Source organism: Chryseobacterium sp. BIGb0232 (assembly GCF_024810195.1).
Classification (GTDB): Bacteria; Bacteroidota; Bacteroidia; order Flavobacteriales; family Weeksellaceae; genus Chryseobacterium; species Chryseobacterium pennae.
In genome coordinates this window covers 102,824-120,602 of sequence record NZ_JANUEH010000008.1, presented here as the reverse complement: position 1 = coordinate 120,602, position 17,779 = coordinate 102,824, and the positions used below count along the sequence as shown (strand labels likewise).

The window sequence follows — 17,779 nt, the reverse complement described above, 5'->3', positions numbered from 1 at the left end:
AAAAACTGACGGAATATTCCGTCAGTTTTTGTTAGATTTGTTTTACATAAAACAAATATTATGAAACACAATGATTTAAAAGGCAAAACTGTCCTTATCGCAGGAGGTGGCAAAAATCTCGGAGGTCTATTAAGCAAAGACTTTGCTTCAAAAGGAGCTAATTTGGCAATTCATTATAACAGTAAAAGTTCCAGAGAAGAAAGTGAAAAAACTCTGGCAGAGGTAAAAGCTTTGGGAGCTGAAGCATTCTTATTTCAGGGAGACCTTACTAAAGTAGAAAACATTACAAAATTTTTTGATGAAGCCGTTAAAACTTTCGGAGGAATTGATATTGCCATCAACACGGTCGGTATGGTACTCAAAAAGCCATTTGTAGAAACTACCGAAGCCGAATATGATACGATGTTCGGAGTTAATTCAAAATCAGCGTATTTCTTTCTTCAGGAAGCTGGGAAAAAAGTGAATGACAATGGGAAAATCTGTACTATTGTTACGTCTTTACTTGCTGCATACACAGGATTATATTCAACTTATGCAGGAGCTAAAGCACCGGTAGAGCATTTTACAAGAGCGGCATCAAAAGAATTCGGCGGCAGAGGAATTTCTGTAACGGCAGTAGCTCCAGGTCCTATGGATACCCCTTTCTTCTATGGTCAGGAAACCGCAGATGCAGTAGCCTATCACAAATCGGCAGCAGCATTAGGAGGGCTGACGGATATCAAAGATATTGCTCCACTAGTAGAATTTCTAGTAACTGACGGCTGGTGGATCACTGGACAGACAATTTTTGCAAATGGTGGTTATACTACACGATAATTTGATAATTTTAAACAATTGGTGCATAACGCACCAATTGTTTTATAGAAAATATAATTATGAATAATCAGAATAATGTGATCAAAAGATATGGGAAGCATAGTTACCCAAAGAAAAAAATATTATGTCTTGTTTCCAATGTTGCCAGTCTCCATGGTATGGAGGTAGGTTTTTTTGCTGAAGAAATGACAAGACCTTTCTATGACTTTATCAATGCAGGTTATGATGTAGATGTAGCTTCACCCGATGGAGGAGAGGTTAAATTTGATGGACACAGCAATCCCGAAAATCCCGAAGGAGCTTATCCTAACGATTTGGTAAGCATCGGTTTTGTACACCATAAAGAATTTGGAAAATGGATGCGAAATACAAAAGCAATCTCCGAAATCAATATAAATGATTATGATGCTGTTTGTGTGGCAGGTGGCGGAGCTCCTTTGCTTACATTTAAAGATAATTTAAAATTGCATAAACTCATTGCAGATTTTTATGAAAACGGTAAGATTACCTGTTTGATCTGTCATGGAACATCATTGCTTTTATGGACACGATTAAGTGATGGAACCCTTCTGGCTGATGGAAAAACTTGGACAGGCTTTGCTGACAGCGAAGAGGATATGATTAACCAAATGTTCGGAATGAAAGTAAATGACTACACTATTGAAACTGAAGCTCGCAAAAACCAAAATACTACCTTTGAAGTGGCGGGTGCATTGGAACCTTTTGCTGTACGAGATGGTAGATTGATTACAGCTCAACAGCAACATAGCAGCTACCTGGCATCGCAGCTGGTCATTGAAGCATTGTCTGAATAATTTTAAGTATAATTTAAAAATCTGGATGATTATAAACTTGTTTATGATTGTCCGGATTTTACATCTAATTATGTAAATGGAAAACAGAAAATATAAGAGAGCGGCTATTATTATCACGAAGCAATCCAGAAGTATCAGTGATATTATTGCAGACTCTTGCGTTAGTTTTTTTCATATATTCAATACCTCCGCTTGAGCATAGAAAATCTTAGATTTGGGTTCATTCATAAGCTATAGAATCAATTAAAAGTTTAGAAAATAAACAAGGATGATACTAAAAATTATAAACTCAGCATTGGTGCTTATAGCTGTATTTATGAGAGTTAAACAACGATAGGTCATGCTTTCTGGAAAGCTTGAAGTAATGCAAGTATTTGGTAAATAAGGTGTTAATAAAACTGGATTGGCGGTAAATGGTGCTATTACAATGATTGCAGCCTTACTGATTTTATTTCCCAAAAACTTTATGTGGGGCAACTTTTTAATGGCCACAGGAATTTTACTCATCATCTGTTTTCATCATCTGGATAAAGACCTGAAAGGTGTTCTTATCGAACTTCCGTTTTTACTCATGAACCTGATTATTATTTACCTGCAATATTCTTTAAAAAAATACATAATCATGAAAAGTTTAGTAATTATTGCCATATGCTTGTTCAGCTTTACAGCCTGTGGGCAGCAAAAATCTTCATCAAATAGCAAAACAAATAAAACACAACAAAATAATAATATGGATACCAGTAAATTAACAAACAATACTGTAAAGACAGTCTTTGAGGCATGGCAAAAAGGAGATAATCAGGCTTTTTTATCTTACTTCACAGCAGATGCAAAATTATATGATGACGGAAATCCCAGAGATTTTCAAAAATTTGTAAAAGATGCATGTGGACACGAGCGCTTTACAAGCATTGATAAAGTAGAAAATGACGGAAAAGAGATCTTCGGAAACTTTCATACAGAAAGCTGGGGAGATTTCAGAACCTATTTTAAATTCCATTTCGATGCAGATGGAAAAATCTCACGTCTTGATATAGGACAGGCCAATTAAAAACTAAAATGTAAAATGATGAACAAATATCAGTCAATTTTTGACACACAGAGAGAATTTTTCTTCACAGATGCCACCAAAACCTATGAATGGCGGATGGATCAGTTGAACAGGCTTGAAAAAATGCTTGTCGAGAATCAGGACGCATTTTGCCAGGCTTTAAAAACAGATTTTAATAAACCACCTTTCGAACAGCTTTTTGAAATCACTGTCCCCTTAGGAAATATAAAATATTACAAAGAAAACCTGCAGAAACTGATGGCTCCGGAACAGGTTGCTATTCCTGAAGGACTTGAAAAAACAGGGAACAGAGGAATTATTTATAAAGAGCCTTTTGGTGTAACCCTGGTTATAGGACCATTTAATGCGCCTGTTTTACTTCTTTTAGACCCTGCAATTGCTGCACTGGCTGCCGGCAATCCTGTTATCCTGAAGCCGGCCAATACCACAGCTTCTGTTGCCAGGCTTTTTGCAGAGCTTATTCCGCAATATTTTGAGCCTGAAGCAGTGAATGTCGTTACCGGAGGACGTGAAGAAATCACGGAGCTATTAAAATTACCTTTTGACTTCATATTTTTCACAGGGAGTTCCGCTGTAGGAAAGGTAATCATGAGGGCTGCTGCAGAAAATCTTACACCGGTAATTTTAGAACTCGGAGGTCAGAATCCTACTGTTGTGGATGAGACTGCAAATCTTGATATTGCTGTAGATAGAATTGCGTGGGGGCATAATGCTATTTCCGGGCAATGGTGTATAGCGCCGGGCTATGTGTATGTTCATGAAAGTATTGCAGATATTTTTATTGATAAATTAAAGAAAGCAACCATAAAAATGTATGGAGACAATCCGCAGCAAAGCCCTGATTTTGCAAGAATGATCAGCGAGCATGACACAGAAAGGGTGGTTTCCTATATTATTCCCGAAAAAGTGGTTTTAGGTGGAAGATATGATGTAAAGGACAGGTATGTGGAACCTACAATTCTATATCCAAGCACTTGGGAAGATCCTGCTTTGCAACAGGAGATTTTTGGTCCTGTACTACCTGTAATGGTTTATTCTGATTTTAAAGAAATTGTAGAGATCATCAAAAGAAAACCTAAATCACTTGCTGCCTACATCTTCAGTAAAAACCAGGAGAATATTGATTATTTCCTGAACTCCGTTTCATTTGGAGGAGGATGTGTTAATCAGACTAATCTGCATTGCTGGATAGACAGTCTTCCGTTTGGAGGAGTGGGATATTCTGGAATGGGAAAATATTACGGAAAGGCCGGATTTGATGCATTAAGTAATACAAAAGCCATGTTGATCGGAAATCCGGACCTTGAATTGGATGTTTTTCCTCCCTATGCTAATAAAGATATTGTCAAAAATTTAAGTGTTTTTGGATAACAGCTATAGATAGCAAATGGATAAAAGAATAGTGTTTATCACACGCTTTGTTAATTAATAAAGAGAACAGAAGACAGCCTGCAAATAAAATTTGTAGGCTGTTTTTTTAAAGATAATTTTTTTCTTTTAAGAAAGGAAAATTACTTCCGTAATCATAATGAAATATGTTAATTATACATTTAGATCTTCTTTATCAGAATTGTTTTTTTTGAGTTGGTTTATAAAGTATGATGGGCTTATCCCGGTCTCCTTTTAAAAATTACAGCAAATACTTCTCTTGAAGAAAATCTACATTCCCATATTCATATAAAGATAAGAAAGCATATCATATTTTTCTTAAGCCTGCTTTAGTTATTGATACTATCAGAACTTTTTTCTGATAGTCCTTTCAATCTTGGGATCCATCGCATTTGCGATTTCTGTCTGGGATTGTTTTCAGGCTACTTTAGCCAATGGCTGATGAGGTATATTAGTGTTTACCTATAGCTTCCTGTTGCGGGTATATTACCTGTGGATCAACCAAGTATGGATTAATCCAAATAATTTATGGATTATTTTCCGTAAATAAAAAAAACTACTGTAATCAGTAGGTTTTTTCTGCTTTATTGCGGAGAGTGAGGGATTCGAACCTAATGTTTTAAACTGTTGAAAATCAATTTATTTAAAATCTGTTTTGCAAAAGTGCCATGAATCTGCCACAACTCTTTATATCTGATAGATTAGCTACAAAATCTTAACGATCATACCTAAATATGCTTTAGTTTCGATATACAAATATAGGAATTTTGTGATTTACTTACTTATTGAAATAAGTACACAATAAAATATTTGCCTATTTATATGTTAGATTATTCAATGATACAGTTTGTGTTATGCACTAACTTTACTTAATACAAATTATTTATTTTTTACTATTCTAAACCCAAATCCATCATTGCGTGTGTCTCGGGGTGATTGGTATCTAACTTCTGGCATATGAATTCCATATTGTAATGGCTTACCGTCTGAACTTTGTGATTCGTAAAACCAACTCGCACCCTTTGATATTTTATAAGCACCATCTTCTGGTCCTCTTGGATTTTTCTTACTTACTAAATTATCCTTTTCAGGATTGTACCAATCAAAAACCCATTCACTAACATTACCAGTTATATCATATATTTCCAGCTCATTCGGTTTAAGAAGCCCGACTTTATGAAAAATACTATCAGAATTCTCTTTTACCCATCCGACTTCAATAGGGGTATTACTTCCACTATATTTGTAACCTTTTGTTTGTTTTCCTCCTTTGGCAGCATATTCCCATTCTGCTTCGGTTGGCAACCTCCCACCAGTCCACTTTGCAAAACTATTTGCTTCATCTCAGGCTACCAGTATAGGATTTTCGTCGATCCATTTATAATGCACTTTTTTCCATAAGCATTTTCAATTGGCGGGCTTGGCATTTCTCTACCGGTCTCTTTACAAAATTCCTTAAACTGCTTAACTGTTATTTCAAATTTACTAATGTAAAAACCATCAAGCTCAACGACACGATTTGGACTTGTAAAGTTTTTTATTGTGTCACCTTTGGGACTGATAATTATCTGATTTTTTCCTTCCTCAAAATTACCGCCTTCTACATAAACCCAATCAATTTTGTTTTTATGCTTTTCACAGGAAATGAGAATTAGAATCCCTAGAAGAATTACAAGCTTATATTCCTGTGACAGGAATAGTCGTTTTACAGAACTTTAATAAACATATTCTATGGCTGACCAAATAGGAAAACGACTTTAGCCGCATCATCAACGAAAGGTGTTCATCGCTAAAAATGGTTCTTAAATAATGATATTGGGTTTTTTACTATTTTAGAATATATGTTTCTAAATAATTCAGCCAGTTTTCCTTGTAGCTAATTCCAATGGGGATTTCAACAGAGTTTATTTCAATTTCGTTTTTAGTGTAAGCGGTTATTTTTTTTGTATGAATAATAAAAGAGCGATGAACTCGGATAAATTCAGAATTCAATACCTTTTCAAAAACCGAGATATTCTGTTTTACATGATGTGATTTTCCATTTTCCAAATGAATAGTGATGTAATCTTTCAGGCTTTCGATGTACAAAATTTCATCAAAGATAATTTTTATATTTTTGCTTCCACTTGTTATAAAAACATTACTTGTGCATGCTGTATAACTTTCTCTCTCGGAAGGTTGAAATTGTTTAAATTTTTCTATTGAAACAAAAAAACGGTCGAAAGTAATTGGCTTCAGAAGATAGTCAATCACATTAAGCTCATAACCTTCAATCGCATATTCTCTGTAAGCCGTTGTAAAAATTACTTTAGGTGGGTTTTTTAGCTTTTTCAAAAAATCATTTCCTTTCATTAGTGGCATTTCAATATCCAAAAAGATGAGGTCAACAGAAGTATGCTCTAAAAAAGAATATGCTTTTAATGCGTTTTCAAAAGAATTTACCACCTCAAAATTATCAAAATTGGCCAAATGAGAAGCAATTAATTCTCTTGCAAAAGGTTCGTCGTCAACAATAATACACCTATGTTTCATTTGAAATAAGTAGTTTGGAATTTTAAAAGCTAATTTAATGGTTTTGAATGGTCTATTTGTCGTCCTATAAAAGTTCTTTTCTGTTTTGATTGTTCAAATAAAGTTTAACTCTATAAAATAGCTGCGTTTCTTCAATTTCTAGCTGATGTTTTTTGGGATATAATAAATCCAATTGTTTCTGGACGTTTTCTAAGCCAATTTTAGATTTGTTGGTCATTTGAGTTAATTCATTCTGAGGCTTTGTGTTATCAATGCTAAAAATAATCTGTTCTTTTTTGCTTTCTAAACTCAATCTGATTGTTGCTTTTTCAGTCTCATTAATGACACCATGTTTGAAAGCGTTTTCAATAAAAGTCAATAAAATCAAAGGTGAAATTCTATTGTTTTCCTGGATATTTTTTGTAAATAAAATATCCAATCTGTTTTCGCTATATCGTAATTTTTCCAAAACAATATAATTTTCAATCAGCGTTATTTCTTTTTCAATAGAAACATAATCTTCATTGCAGCGGTATAAAACAAAGTCTAGGATCTCAGATAATTTAGCAATTATTTCAGGTGCTCTATCATCTTTTTTTAGGGCTAGAACATATAGATTATTTAAAGTGTTGAACAGGAAATGAGGATTCAGTTGATTTTTCAAGACCTTTAATTCAATTGATTTTTTTTCTTCTTCCAATTTAAAAAGCCTCTGTTGTTTGCGATTAAAACTGATAAATCCTAAAATAATAACAGGATATGTGATAAAAGAAATCTCTCTTATGATCAGACTGCCTGAAGTAAGACGTTCAGTAACTGTCATTTTGCGTCCAATCCAATCATGGAAGAATGTTGGAAATCTGGGTTCGAGATAACAAAATTTTAAAATCATTAAAAAAGCAAAAACAATATATATCCAGCTTAAGGCAAAAATTACAAACAGTAAATATCTTTTTTTGTTTAATGTTTCCGGGATAATCCAATAGATTAAGCCATAAGCTGCTGCTGCTTGTGCTAAAATTTTACAGGAATAAATAAAAATGAATTCATAAGAGTCTTCATGGTCAGATTTGTTTGAAAAAAAAAATAGCAAAAATAAAAACCAGTATAGGCAGTGGAGTGCTATTCTTTTTAAGCCAATTCTATTGATAAAACTCATATCCTATTTTAATTGACAACAAAGTAACAAATTATAGGAATAAAGTTCATCAATTAATATGAATAGTCTGTTTTGGCTTCTAAAAACCACGTTTCAGCATACGAATCCGATAAAATGTAAGAATCTATTATTTGAATGCGTAAATGGGTTCTTCATCTGTGCACAAAACAAGATCATAATGACTTGATTATATTCGTTTAAAATAACGAAATGATCATATTTATTATGCTATTGGCAGCTTTGTTAGGTAATATCTGAAAGTGAAAATCCAACTTTAAAATAAATAATTAACCCAAAAAAGAAATGAAAAAAGTACTTGGTATCCTGATGTTGATAAATACTTTAAACTTGTTTTCGCAAGTGAGCAAACAAGAAATAGTATACAGCGAATCTTCTAAACTCATAAAGCCAACTTTGTTTGCTGACCTGGGAGAAACCTGTCAAACACCGGACGGAATGGCTTTAGATAAAAAAGGAAATTTATTTTTATCGATCACAAACCCCATTTCATTTGATCAATATGGCAGCAAAATTCTAACTTTTGATAAAAATGATAAACCTGTAGTTTGGTTTGACAAACTCCCATTGCATCCTGTTACTAAAAAAGTACATCCAATGGGAATGGAGTTTGGTCCTGATGGAAATTTATATTTCATGGATAATCAGTTTTTTACTGGAAAAGAAAATTTTTCAAGATTGATCAGGATTATTGTAAAAGACGGGAAACCTTTACATGCTGAAGTTTTGGTTGAAGGATTTAATTTTGGAGAAGCTATAAGGTGGTATAAGGACAGGGTTTATATAACAGATGCTTTATTTGAAAACAGAAGAGAAAGCGGAATTTACAGTTTCTCATTGAAGCAATTAAATGCTAAAAAAATCATCTTAGATTCAGTGAGCAAGAAAAACTATCTTATTGCAACTTTTACCTTAAAACCAGAGGTTACGAAAAAAACGATAGGGATTGACGGGATTGCTTTTGATAAAAAGGGAAATTTGTACGCAGGAAATTTTGGAGATGGCGTTATTAATAAACTGGAATTTGATAGGGATGGAAAACTAAAATCGAATAAAATAGTTTTTGATTCAGACCAGTTAAAATGCTGTGACGGATTTTTTTATGATGAGAAAAGAAATTCAATTTTTATTGCCAATTATGATAATAACAGCGTACATCAACTCAACTTAGATACCAATACAATTTCATTGATTTGGGAAAATGATAATGCAGACGGTTCTGATGGAAAACTGGATAATCCTTGTGAAACTATTATTTATAAAGGAAAATTATTAGTGGTTAATTATGATACTTTTCCAGGCGAAAAAAATACAGAAATAGATGCCTTTCATACAATATCAAGCTTTGATCTTGAAAATTAAATAAATAAAGCCACTGGAATATAGTGGCTTTACTTAATTACTCACTTTCGTGTTGTATTTTAATGCTAAAATCAAAAATTTCAGAATGCAGCTTAGAGGGGTAAAGGATAGAACATTTTTTCTCTTTAGATTAACCAAACTTTTTGCTTAGTCCACAACTTTTGCGTTTGATCCGATATTGTAGTATAATCACCTAAAAATGAGGGATAAAGGACTTGTTATATACGAAAAAAAAGAGGATCTTTTATTAAAAGACCCTCTCAGCGGAGAGTGAGGGATTCGAACCCCCGGACCTGTTACAGTCAACAGTTTTCAAGACTGCCGCAATCGACCACTCTGCCAACTCTCCCTAAACTCCGATTGTATCGTTGTTTTCAGTGGTGCAAATATATAACGTTTTTAGTTACCAACAAAATATTTTTAAATAAAATTTTATATTTTTTGTATCCTGCAGCAGAAGGGGCTTTCGTCAGGATTTAGTTTAAAAATGGGAGTGGATTTAAAGCAATTGAATATCATTGTTTTGAGTGTAATGGATACAGAGGACAAAGGGAATTTGGATTTGGAGAAAAACAGAAACTAGGAAGATGATGATAGTGACTGAATGAAAAAATAGAATAGTATTTTGCTTTTATATGAAAGCAGTTATATAATTTGAAAAATATATTGATGACAATGGATTATAAAATTAGATTTACAGAATGCTGGTTATAAAAAACATATATTATGTAAAGTATCCATTGAGTCAATGTTGTTTGTAGTAAAATAATACATAAATTTGGATTTTACAGGTAATTAATGTGAAATATGAAAGAAATAATATCAACTTTAACCAAAGAGGAAGTAGAAAACAATTTTAATGTCTTAACTGATGAATTTGTGGAAGAATTAGTTGTTTTACTTTATAATTCTGATGTCATTCTGGGTGAGAAAATATATGCAGAAATGCAATCTAAATTAGATGAAGAAGAGCTGATTTCTGATCTAATTGCCTGTTTAAATAAAATTAAAAATATAGCCCCATTCAAAGAGTACTTAAAATCCTACACAGAGGACATTGTTGATATGGATGAAGTCGAAACATTATTTTGGCTATTTTGTGAAAGAGGAGACAAAGATGAAGCAACATATTGGTTGGACCAAATTGAAGAAGGCCAGGATTTTAACAAAGCAAAACAATATTATGAAGCTTTCTTTTCTATTGAAGAATTGTGCAAAAAAATAATAACTGGAGAAGAGAAACTTTATTTTTCGTATTCTCACGATGTTATTAATAAGGTCATAATGTATGACAATGAAGTAGTTGATATCATATTGAAACAATTAGAATCTTCAGATGTTGATTCAGAAAAACAGACCATTACATATAGTTTGTTACATTTTGCTGATAATAATACTGGTTCAGAAGCTGAAAAGATATTGAAAGAATTATCTACGCAAAAGCTCTCTATTTCCAATAAATTATTTTTAATAAATATCCTTCTAAAGAATGGTAAAACAGGCGAGGCGCTGGATTTATATCATAATGAATTTCAAACTTGTATTAATGAGATAATAGACCATAAAAAAGGGTTACATGAAATTGGAGAAACACACATGCTCTTAAATGAGAAAGATGCATTATTGGAAACTCATTCTCATGATTATATAAGGCTTATAAACTCTTATGAAGGAGCAGATTTCAGTAGTTTTGTATCTCCTTTATATAGTCTTACCGGTATTCAGGAATATCTTCAGAAACAAAATAGGAATGATAATATTTCAGCCAATAATTATGCTGTGATTTTGGCACGAAATGGGCATATTAAAGAAGCTTCAGCTGTTCTGGAAAAAGGAAAAGATGAATATTCTCATAAAATATGGCGTTTAATATGCCTCATGTGTATGGATAATAAACAGTTATTTCTTGAGTGTCTGGAAAATGATTTATGCAATATCACTACTAAAGCCGAATTACTTTTAAAAATGGCTGATTATTATCTAACGAAGGATATTGATCTATCTAAAGACTGTATCAAAAAAGCTGAAAAATTAATTCCTGAATTATATATATATCACCAAAATATTTATAAAAAGGAAATGGCATTACTGTATTATAAAATTGGAGATACAGCCAGCTTTAAAGAAACTTATAGAAGTATTGATTCATTACTTGCAAAAATTGAGCTTTTAAATGCAGTATAAAATACTATATAAAAATTCAGCAGTATAAATTTTTAACAGCATTTTTATGTATTGAAATACAGTATGTTACTTGTTTGAGGCAAAAGCTCCGAAGTCAGAAGGCTTCGGAGAGCAGGGCCGATGATATAGACCTTTTTTTTCATTTAAATATTCAAATTACTTTCCTTTTTTTCGCTGAAAGACAACATATACAATTATTACTCCTATCATCATTAAAACAGATGCCAGGAAAAATGGCGCTCCTGAAAAGCTGAATGGTGCATCATCATGCGTGAAATAATAAAATAAATTTGTCATAATCGGAGGACCTATGATTGAAGTTGCGCTCACTAAACTGGTTAATGCTCCCTGCAGTTCACCCTGCTCATTGGAAGTAATATTTTTAGTAATTACCGATTGTAGGGCAGGACCACAGATCCCGCCCAGGCTGTATGGAATAAGGAAAATAAACATCATCCATCCCTGAGTGGCAAAGGCGAATAAGAATAATCCTATCGCATAGCAAATCAACCCGTAATAGATACTTTTGTGCTCTCCCAATTTAGGTGTTGTCCAACGTATAAGAACGCCTTGTACCAAACCTAATAATAAACCGAGTACTCCAAGAGAAACCCCAACCATACGCTCGGTCCAGCCGAATTTATACATGGTAAAGAAATGCCAGTTGCTTTGTACAGCATGAATCCCGATGTAAATGAGGATCAGAGCGAAGACCAGGCCGGAAACTTCAGGATGTTTTCCTAAAAACTTCAGGGATCCGATTGGGTTGGCGCGCTTCCAGTCAAATGGTCTGCGTTTACTTTTATCCAGACTTTCCGGAAGAATAAAATATCCATAAAGAAAATTTAAAAGACACAGTCCGGCAGCGGCATAGAACGGAACTCTTGCTCCATAATGTCCCAGTAATCCGCCAATGACAGGTCCGATAATAAATCCAAGCCCTAAGGCAGCTCCTATCATTCCGAAATTTTTAGCCCTGTCTTCATCCGTTGATATATCAGCGATATAAGCACTTGCAGTCGATATGCTGGCTCCCGTTAGTCCGGCAATAATTCTTCCTAAAAACAGCCAGCCGATAGAAGGGGCAAGAGCCAGAAAAATATAATCTACAGCAAACCCAAAAAGAGAAATTAAAATAACAGGACGTCTTCCAAAACGGTCGCTAAGGTTTCCGATCAAAGGTGAAAATATAAATTGGGTAAAAGCATAGGCAAAACCCAGCCATCCTCCATATTTTGCTGCTTCACTGATATCGCTGTGAATAAGTGCTTTAATCAGTTTGGGGACTACCGGGAGAATGATTCCCCAGCCTGTAATGTCGATCAGCAGGGTTATAAATATGAACCCGATCGCTGCTTTTTTTTTAGAACTTTTCATGGTGTAAAAGTAAAACGGGGCAGGGTGTATTTCCTTTACACTTTTATGGGTTTTATATACACTTTGTAAGCTTTTTGTAGGCTTATTAATATTTCCGGCAATTTAAATATGTCTTTTTCTAAGATATTGCTTGAGATTTTAACAGAGTGTAATTAATGAATAGTGTGACTTATCCGTTTCTGAAAGCCTTTGGTGAAACTCCGGTAATCCTTTTGAAAGATCTGCAGAATACGCTTGAATCTTCAAAATTTAATTCATGGCTGATCTGTTTGATAGATAAGTGGGTGGATTTGAGTAATGTTTTAGCATGTAAGATCATAGTATGGTCAATCCATTGTAATACAGACTTTCCTGTTTTCTGCTTTAGAAATGTAGACAGGTATTGCGGAGTTAAATGTAGCTTTTCTGCATAAAACTTTACACTCCGTTGTTGAGGTGCATATTTTGAGATCAATAGATAAAAATTGTCAATAATTTCATGGGTACGGCTCTTGGTAAAGCTGTCTTGATCTTTCAGTTCCGAATAAGCTTCAGAAATCATGCACATGAGTGCAATGACAAGATAACGAAGCATTTCAGTTTTCCTTGGGCTCGGATTTTTATGATAGAAATTTTGGATCAGGGTTACCAATTCTTTCTGCAATCCAATTTCTTCAGGCTGAAGTTTTACAACGGGCTGCCATCGTACTTTGTCGTTGATCACAAACTCACGCAGGATCGGAAAGGCTGCTATAAAATCTAAAGAAAGCCCGATTGTAACTATTTCTGCATTTTCACTCAGTGATTTTGTATCAATCATTAATTGCGGCTGGAGAACAGCAATGTCACCTGCATTCAGTTCATATTCAAGAAAATGAATCTGAGCCTTCATAGTTCCCTGTATCATGAAACCCAGCAGTAATCCGTCAAATATACGGGTATGTGCTGTATATTCTTTTCCGGGATGGTTTTGCTGATGGAGAATAACAATACCTTCCATCTTTTTTGAAGGATCAATATTGTACAACTTATAGACATTGTCATGAGTTAAGAATAAAGCCATGTTCAAATTTCGGAAAAAATGCACAGTAATGATGGTATTTGAAAGACAATGTTGGATGAAATCTTACAAATTGTTTGTGCTGTCCATTGAAATGTAAATATTTAACGGAAGGACAGCAGTCTTTTAATATGATCCCATTTTTTCACCACAAAAAAACTAAAGAATTCTAATTTTACGTTTTCATAAAGACCTTCTACAGGGAGATCCAAGATTTCAAAATAAGTAAGACTAACTGAAGAACCTTCTTTAATTCTTTTATAATCCTCTTTGGGTATGTATATGCCTTTTAGTTGCTGGTTTTCCCCTAATAAGTAAAGCCTGAAATAATGACTGTTTGGTCTTTAGCTTTAAAATTAATCTTTTTATGACAAACACAGCCATGATTTTAAGATGATCGCTGATATTTAATTATTTTTGTAAAAAGCATCAATAAAGATAATTATGAGAGCAAAGGAGTTGATCGCCAAAGAAATTGATACCCTGAATGACTTGATCCATAAAGGAATCGATAAGGAATCTAATATTCAGTTGAAGAAAGACTTATCAGACAGTATTCATTTACTGGATATGTTTGACCGTTATGAGATCAATAAAAGAACAGTTGGTGATATCTGGAGTCTGCCGGATTTCAATACCGGATATTCTGATTACCGGATAATAAACGACTGTGAATCAGATGATCCTGCTCAATGGATTGAGTTGAGTATCAATAATGAAAAGATCAGATTATCGGAAGGAGATATTATCATCAGAAAAAAATAATGACCGGAAGCAGGAAGTATAAGACGAGTGGTTCTCTTCAGGAACTACATCACTTCCGGCCTATATTATTAATCTACTAAGTTTTTACGGTTGTTATCAAAAATATCAGGCAGGTTGCCTTCTATTAACAAGTCAAAAAATTTACCGTAACCGTTTTCTATTTTGTATTCCAGTTCATTTTTATAGAGAGGGAACAGGCTGTACAGGTTGATGATCCTGTCGTCGCAGCTGATCTGCATAAAATCGTCCTCAAAAGTTGCGGAAGGTAATAAAATACAGCTTGTAAACTGGGTATTTTCATCATAAGGCTCTGCAATATCGCTCCATGCCTGTAAACTATGGCCCTCAGTGAGGAAAGTGTTCATATGATGCGGGAATCTGGCCATTTCTTTTATCATACTTATGATCCAGTCATTTTTTCCTTCACTTGGAAAGACTTTTTCAAACTTCAGATCTTTAGGAAGTAGAATTAAAAGCTCTGCAAAAGCATAATCTTCCTTATTTTCGATGCTGTCAGGAACATTCATTTCCAGCAGGCTCATTCCGGAAGTAATCAGCATATTGAAATCCTCGTCTTCGGGCTGAATAAAATAAACATCAAGGTGAAAATCCAGTGACAGCATTTCATGAAAAACAGTCATTTCTTCACTTTTAAAATGTTGATCAAGGTGTTTTTCCAAAGCTTCAATATTCTCGTAATAATGTTTTTTATCCTGTATTTTTTTGATCAGTTCCTTATCCATATTTTTTATTAAAATGTAAATGAGTGCTTTATATTTGTTTATCTTTTCTTAGTGATGCGTTTAAAAATTCTTTGGTCAGAACTCCCTTTATTGCCGGTTGTATTCCCTTGTTTATCCCACAGTACCTGCCTTGTTCTGAGATAGAGTTTTCCTTTGATAACCTCGGCCTCTACATAGTCGTTCTGGTGTTGTTGGGCTGGAATAATTAACAGGTTCCCTTTTACAGTGGCCTTAAGTGTTTTTGGCGGAGCTTCACCGGTTCCAATATCTGTAAAAGTCGCAAAATTTTTCCCTTTTTCAAATCGGATATCTATAGAATTGGTAAAGTACTCAGTTTTATACATCCAGACTCCCTCAAAGTCAGATTGAATGTTTTGAGGGATTTCATGATCCTGCGCATTACATATTCCTGATACTAGAAATAGTAAAATAAAAGTCAGTAGCTTCATTGATTTTCTTTTGGATTGAATAGCCTAGGCTATATCTTTTAAATATACTATTAATTTTTGGATTTTTATACAGATCATTATCATGAAGATGATGGTAGAATCACATAGTCTGGGGGCAAAGAATAAAACTTTGAAGATAAAGAATCTGAAAATTTTTTCAAGCTTAATCTCATTTCAGTTGGGTTTAAATTTTTCTGCTTGTTAAAACGAAATAAAATGAATCCGATGACTGTATTCAATTTTTTGATAATGTTTAAAAAATTAAAAAAATCAGAATCAACAACAGCGAAGGTAGCCATTGGTGGGAGTAGCAGTACAAATATGACTCCAGGAATTTTGGTACTGGCTGATATCATAAAGCGATGATTCTTCCCAAAATGAAAAGTCCTCATTTAAACATTATAAATCCTGCTGCAGGAATATTAGCTTATGACATACTCAATCATCAGCTTGCCGTTTTTAATGGAACGGTCTGATCTTTCTGGAAACCTTAAGAAAAGAAGATAAGGCTGAAAATAGCCTTTTGAATATTCTGATGTTAATTTGATGAAGATATTTTGAATTAAATTAAAAAAAATAAGATCAGTTATTAGGATGTAGCAGGTTTATATTAAATTTATGGGCATCATATAATTTGAGATGAATACCGGATCATGAAACAATTTACATTCAAATACCAGAACAATAAAGGAGGTTTATATTTTTTGCTGGCTTTTTTCGGTATTCCTCTGATTGTAATTTTACTGAGTACGGTTCTTTTGGATACCATTCCGTGGGGGTTATGGATCGTCATTCCCCTCGGAATCGGAGCTGTAATTTATTGTATGGCCCGGTTTATCAAAATATCTGCAGAAACGGATACGCTTGTAGTAGATCATGAAGGTTTTACTTCAGAAAGACATGGCCGTATTCGTTATGAAGATATCCACAGTATTCCGCCTTATAATTTTTTGCAGGCTCCACCACCTTCTATGCGGATAAAACTGAATAATGGTAAAAAGCTGGTGTGGCAATTTAATCCCCGGAATCAAAAATCAGTGGATGATATTGCAGCATTCATTGCATTCAGGGATGAACTTTTTCGGAATCTGGAAGAGAGGGCACTACAGCCTTTGCAAACTCATGACGAAAATATTGAGAAAAATAAATTACAGGAAAAAGCAGCCCGTCTTGTAGAACAATTACAGGTTTCTAAGAAACGAAACTATAAATATATTGTCATTCCTTTGTCAATTCTCTCTGCTGTGTTGATATTGGCACGTACCTGTGGTACAGAGATCATCCAAAACAAAAGAAAAGAAGAAGCAAGATCGCTCACCAGATCAATGTTTCAGATAGAATCTGATTATGAGAAGAACTTCCAGCAGGCGCAGAAAGTTGCAGCAGATTATTCTCTGAAGTTTGGTCCTATAACTCTTTTTACCAATGATCGGGGAGCTTCTGTAGAATTTGTTCCGGAGATAGGTGGAGATCCCTATATACCGAGAATAGAGATTATGGGCTTACGGCGTATAGAAGACAATGAAATTCTTGAAAAGTACATCAAACATCCTGACAGTGTTGCCTATCATCTGGCAGTGATCAATAAACCTGGAAAATTTTTTGCTATAATGAATAAGAGTATATTCAATCAGGATGATGGGAATGGTGCTTCTGTTTATCTCACTGTTTATAATCCGCATGAGTCATTTCCTCCTTCCAATGTTCAAACATCAAAAGATGCCACATTCAAACCGATTGAGTTCAGTTCTTCCATTAATTTGCCTCTAAAAGGTGATTTTACAGATAAAATCCTTGAAAATATGGACTATGCAGCCGTTCGTTCGGTTCTACAGAAATATAAGGGTACATTTTTTTATATGGTGGCAAAAGAACTGGATGGAGTCTCTGCCGAGAGATTTCAGAAACTGAAAGAAATGATTATTTCTGACTTTGAAAAACACGGGATTTCAACCGAGACTTTTCTTGAACAAAGTTTCAATACCAATGCTGCGCATTAGGAATTCAAAATATTGAACCCAATACGATTGACGTATTTGTGTAAATTTATGGAAAAGGAATTAGAACTCTTATTGTCAGA

At 34.0% G+C, this 17,779-nt stretch carries 15 protein-coding genes, 1 tRNA gene and 3 pseudogenes; 10 read left to right on the top strand and 9 right to left on the bottom strand.

Annotated elements, in window-relative coordinates; translation table 11 throughout:
* Positions 1-60 precede the first annotated feature (60 nt).
* The 5 genes and pseudogenes from M2372_RS17440 to M2372_RS17420 all read left to right on the top strand — a co-directional run.
* Positions 61-816, top strand: coding sequence for an SDR family oxidoreductase (locus tag M2372_RS17440; protein WP_123319480.1), 756 nt, complete (start codon positions 61-63; stop codon positions 814-816).
* Between the two features lie 59 nt (positions 817-875).
* Positions 876-1,631: a type 1 glutamine amidotransferase domain-containing protein gene (locus tag M2372_RS17435; RefSeq protein WP_123319479.1), complete on the top strand. Its 756-nt coding sequence runs from the start codon at positions 876-878 to the stop codon at positions 1,629-1,631.
* 427 nt (positions 1,632-2,058) lie between these two features.
* The gene (locus M2372_RS17430; RefSeq protein WP_228455712.1) at positions 2,059-2,682 is read left to right on the top strand and encodes a nuclear transport factor 2 family protein; all 624 of its coding nucleotides are present in this window, start codon (positions 2,059-2,061) and stop codon (positions 2,680-2,682) included.
* A gap of 15 nt (positions 2,683-2,697) precedes the next feature.
* Positions 2,698-4,074, top strand: coding sequence for an aldehyde dehydrogenase family protein (locus tag M2372_RS17425; protein ID WP_228455711.1), 1,377 nt, complete (start codon positions 2,698-2,700; stop codon positions 4,072-4,074).
* Between the two features lie 329 nt (positions 4,075-4,403).
* Positions 4,404-4,557: pseudogene (locus tag M2372_RS17420) on the top strand (conjugative transposon protein TraJ); the annotation flags it as partial.
* A 414-nt stretch (positions 4,558-4,971) separates the two neighbouring features.
* Here M2372_RS17420 and M2372_RS17415 read toward each other — a convergent pair.
* From M2372_RS17415 to M2372_RS17405, 4 genes and pseudogenes are all read right to left on the bottom strand, one after another.
* Positions 4,972-5,421: pseudogene (locus tag M2372_RS17415) on the bottom strand (formylglycine-generating enzyme family protein); the annotation flags it as partial.
* A 20-nt stretch (positions 5,422-5,441) separates the two neighbouring features.
* Positions 5,442-5,711, bottom strand: a complete 270-nt coding sequence (locus tag M2372_RS25670) for an SUMF1/EgtB/PvdO family nonheme iron enzyme (protein ID WP_409013145.1) — start codon at positions 5,709-5,711, stop codon at positions 5,442-5,444.
* Positions 5,712-5,919: 208 nt separating this feature from the next.
* A complete protein-coding gene (locus M2372_RS17410) occupies positions 5,920-6,624 on the bottom strand; it encodes a LytTR family DNA-binding domain-containing protein (protein ID WP_123319477.1) in 705 nt (234 codons plus the stop codon).
* A gap of 64 nt (positions 6,625-6,688) precedes the next feature.
* A complete protein-coding gene (locus tag M2372_RS17405) occupies positions 6,689-7,762 on the bottom strand; it encodes a sensor histidine kinase (protein WP_123319476.1) in 1,074 nt (357 codons plus the stop codon).
* A 303-nt stretch (positions 7,763-8,065) separates the two neighbouring features.
* Here M2372_RS17405 and M2372_RS17400 point away from each other — a divergent pair, with 303 nt between their 5' ends.
* Both M2372_RS17400 and M2372_RS17395 read left to right on the top strand, forming a co-directional pair.
* A complete protein-coding gene (locus tag M2372_RS17400; RefSeq protein ID WP_123319475.1) occupies positions 8,066-9,142 on the top strand; it encodes a hypothetical protein in 1,077 nt (358 codons plus the stop codon).
* Positions 9,143-9,200: 58 nt separating this feature from the next.
* Positions 9,201-9,293: pseudogene (locus M2372_RS17395) on the top strand (transposase); the annotation flags it as partial.
* 113 nt (positions 9,294-9,406) lie between these two features.
* On the opposite strand, the gene M2372_RS17390 reads toward M2372_RS17395, so the two are convergent.
* Positions 9,407-9,491: transfer RNA gene (locus M2372_RS17390), tRNA-Ser, on the bottom strand.
* A 458-nt stretch (positions 9,492-9,949) separates the two neighbouring features.
* Between M2372_RS17390 and M2372_RS17385 the strand changes: the two genes are divergently transcribed.
* Complete coding sequence (locus tag M2372_RS17385) at positions 9,950-11,326, top strand: hypothetical protein (RefSeq protein ID WP_123319474.1); 1,377 nt, start codon at positions 9,950-9,952, stop codon at positions 11,324-11,326.
* A 156-nt stretch (positions 11,327-11,482) separates the two neighbouring features.
* Here the strand turns inward: M2372_RS17385 and M2372_RS17380 are convergent, their stop codons facing one another.
* Both M2372_RS17380 and M2372_RS17375 read right to left on the bottom strand, forming a co-directional pair.
* Positions 11,483-12,703, bottom strand: a complete 1,221-nt coding sequence (locus M2372_RS17380) for a TCR/Tet family MFS transporter (protein ID WP_123319473.1) — start codon at positions 12,701-12,703, stop codon at positions 11,483-11,485.
* Positions 12,704-12,872: 169 nt separating this feature from the next.
* Entirely contained in the window at positions 12,873-13,745 is an 873-nt protein-coding gene (locus tag M2372_RS17375; RefSeq protein ID WP_123319472.1) for a helix-turn-helix transcriptional regulator, read from the bottom strand.
* A gap of 441 nt (positions 13,746-14,186) precedes the next feature.
* Between M2372_RS17375 and M2372_RS17370 the strand changes: the two genes are divergently transcribed.
* Entirely contained in the window at positions 14,187-14,507 is a 321-nt protein-coding gene (locus tag M2372_RS17370) for a hypothetical protein (RefSeq protein WP_123319471.1), read from the top strand.
* Between the two features lie 68 nt (positions 14,508-14,575).
* Here M2372_RS17370 and M2372_RS17365 read toward each other — a convergent pair whose 3' ends face one another.
* Together M2372_RS17365 and M2372_RS17360 are read right to left on the bottom strand one after the other, a co-directional pair.
* Positions 14,576-15,250, bottom strand: a complete 675-nt coding sequence (locus M2372_RS17365) for a suppressor of fused domain protein (RefSeq protein ID WP_123319470.1) — start codon at positions 15,248-15,250, stop codon at positions 14,576-14,578.
* Positions 15,251-15,288: 38 nt separating this feature from the next.
* On the bottom strand, positions 15,289-15,699 hold the full coding sequence (locus M2372_RS17360; protein WP_123947274.1) for a DUF6705 family protein: 411 nt from the start codon (positions 15,697-15,699) through the stop codon (positions 15,289-15,291).
* A gap of 653 nt (positions 15,700-16,352) precedes the next feature.
* On the opposite strand from M2372_RS17360, the gene M2372_RS17355 reads away from it, so the two are divergent.
* Complete coding sequence (locus M2372_RS17355; RefSeq protein WP_123319468.1) at positions 16,353-17,699, top strand: hypothetical protein; 1,347 nt, start codon at positions 16,353-16,355, stop codon at positions 17,697-17,699.
* The last annotated feature ends 80 nt before the right edge of the window (positions 17,700-17,779 follow it).

Coding starts and splice junctions, on each gene's coding strand:
- M2372_RS17440 (WP_123319480.1), top strand. CDS start 61: ATGAAACACAATGATTTAAAAGGCAAAACTGTCCTTATCGCAGGAGGT.
- M2372_RS17435 (WP_123319479.1), top strand. CDS start 876: ATGAATAATCAGAATAATGTGATCAAAAGATATGGGAAGCATAGTTAC.
- M2372_RS17430 (WP_228455712.1), top strand. CDS start 2,059: ATGATTGCAGCCTTACTGATTTTATTTCCCAAAAACTTTATGTGGGGC.
- M2372_RS17425 (WP_228455711.1), top strand. CDS start 2,698: ATGATGAACAAATATCAGTCAATTTTTGACACACAGAGAGAATTTTTC.
- M2372_RS17410 (WP_123319477.1), bottom strand. CDS start 6,624: ATGAAACATAGGTGTATTATTGTTGACGACGAACCTTTTGCAAGAGAA.
- M2372_RS17405 (WP_123319476.1), bottom strand. CDS start 7,762: ATGAGTTTTATCAATAGAATTGGCTTAAAAAGAATAGCACTCCACTGC.
- M2372_RS17400 (WP_123319475.1), top strand. CDS start 8,066: ATGAAAAAAGTACTTGGTATCCTGATGTTGATAAATACTTTAAACTTG.
- M2372_RS17385 (WP_123319474.1), top strand. CDS start 9,950: ATGAAAGAAATAATATCAACTTTAACCAAAGAGGAAGTAGAAAACAAT.
- M2372_RS17380 (WP_123319473.1), bottom strand. CDS start 12,703: ATGAAAAGTTCTAAAAAAAAAGCAGCGATCGGGTTCATATTTATAACC.
- M2372_RS17375 (WP_123319472.1), bottom strand. CDS start 13,745: ATGGCTTTATTCTTAACTCATGACAATGTCTATAAGTTGTACAATATT.
- M2372_RS17370 (WP_123319471.1), top strand. CDS start 14,187: ATGAGAGCAAAGGAGTTGATCGCCAAAGAAATTGATACCCTGAATGAC.
- M2372_RS17365 (WP_123319470.1), bottom strand. CDS start 15,250: ATGGATAAGGAACTGATCAAAAAAATACAGGATAAAAAACATTATTAC.
- M2372_RS17360 (WP_123947274.1), bottom strand. CDS start 15,699: ATGAAGCTACTGACTTTTATTTTACTATTTCTAGTATCAGGAATATGT.
- M2372_RS17355 (WP_123319468.1), top strand. CDS start 16,353: ATGAAACAATTTACATTCAAATACCAGAACAATAAAGGAGGTTTATAT.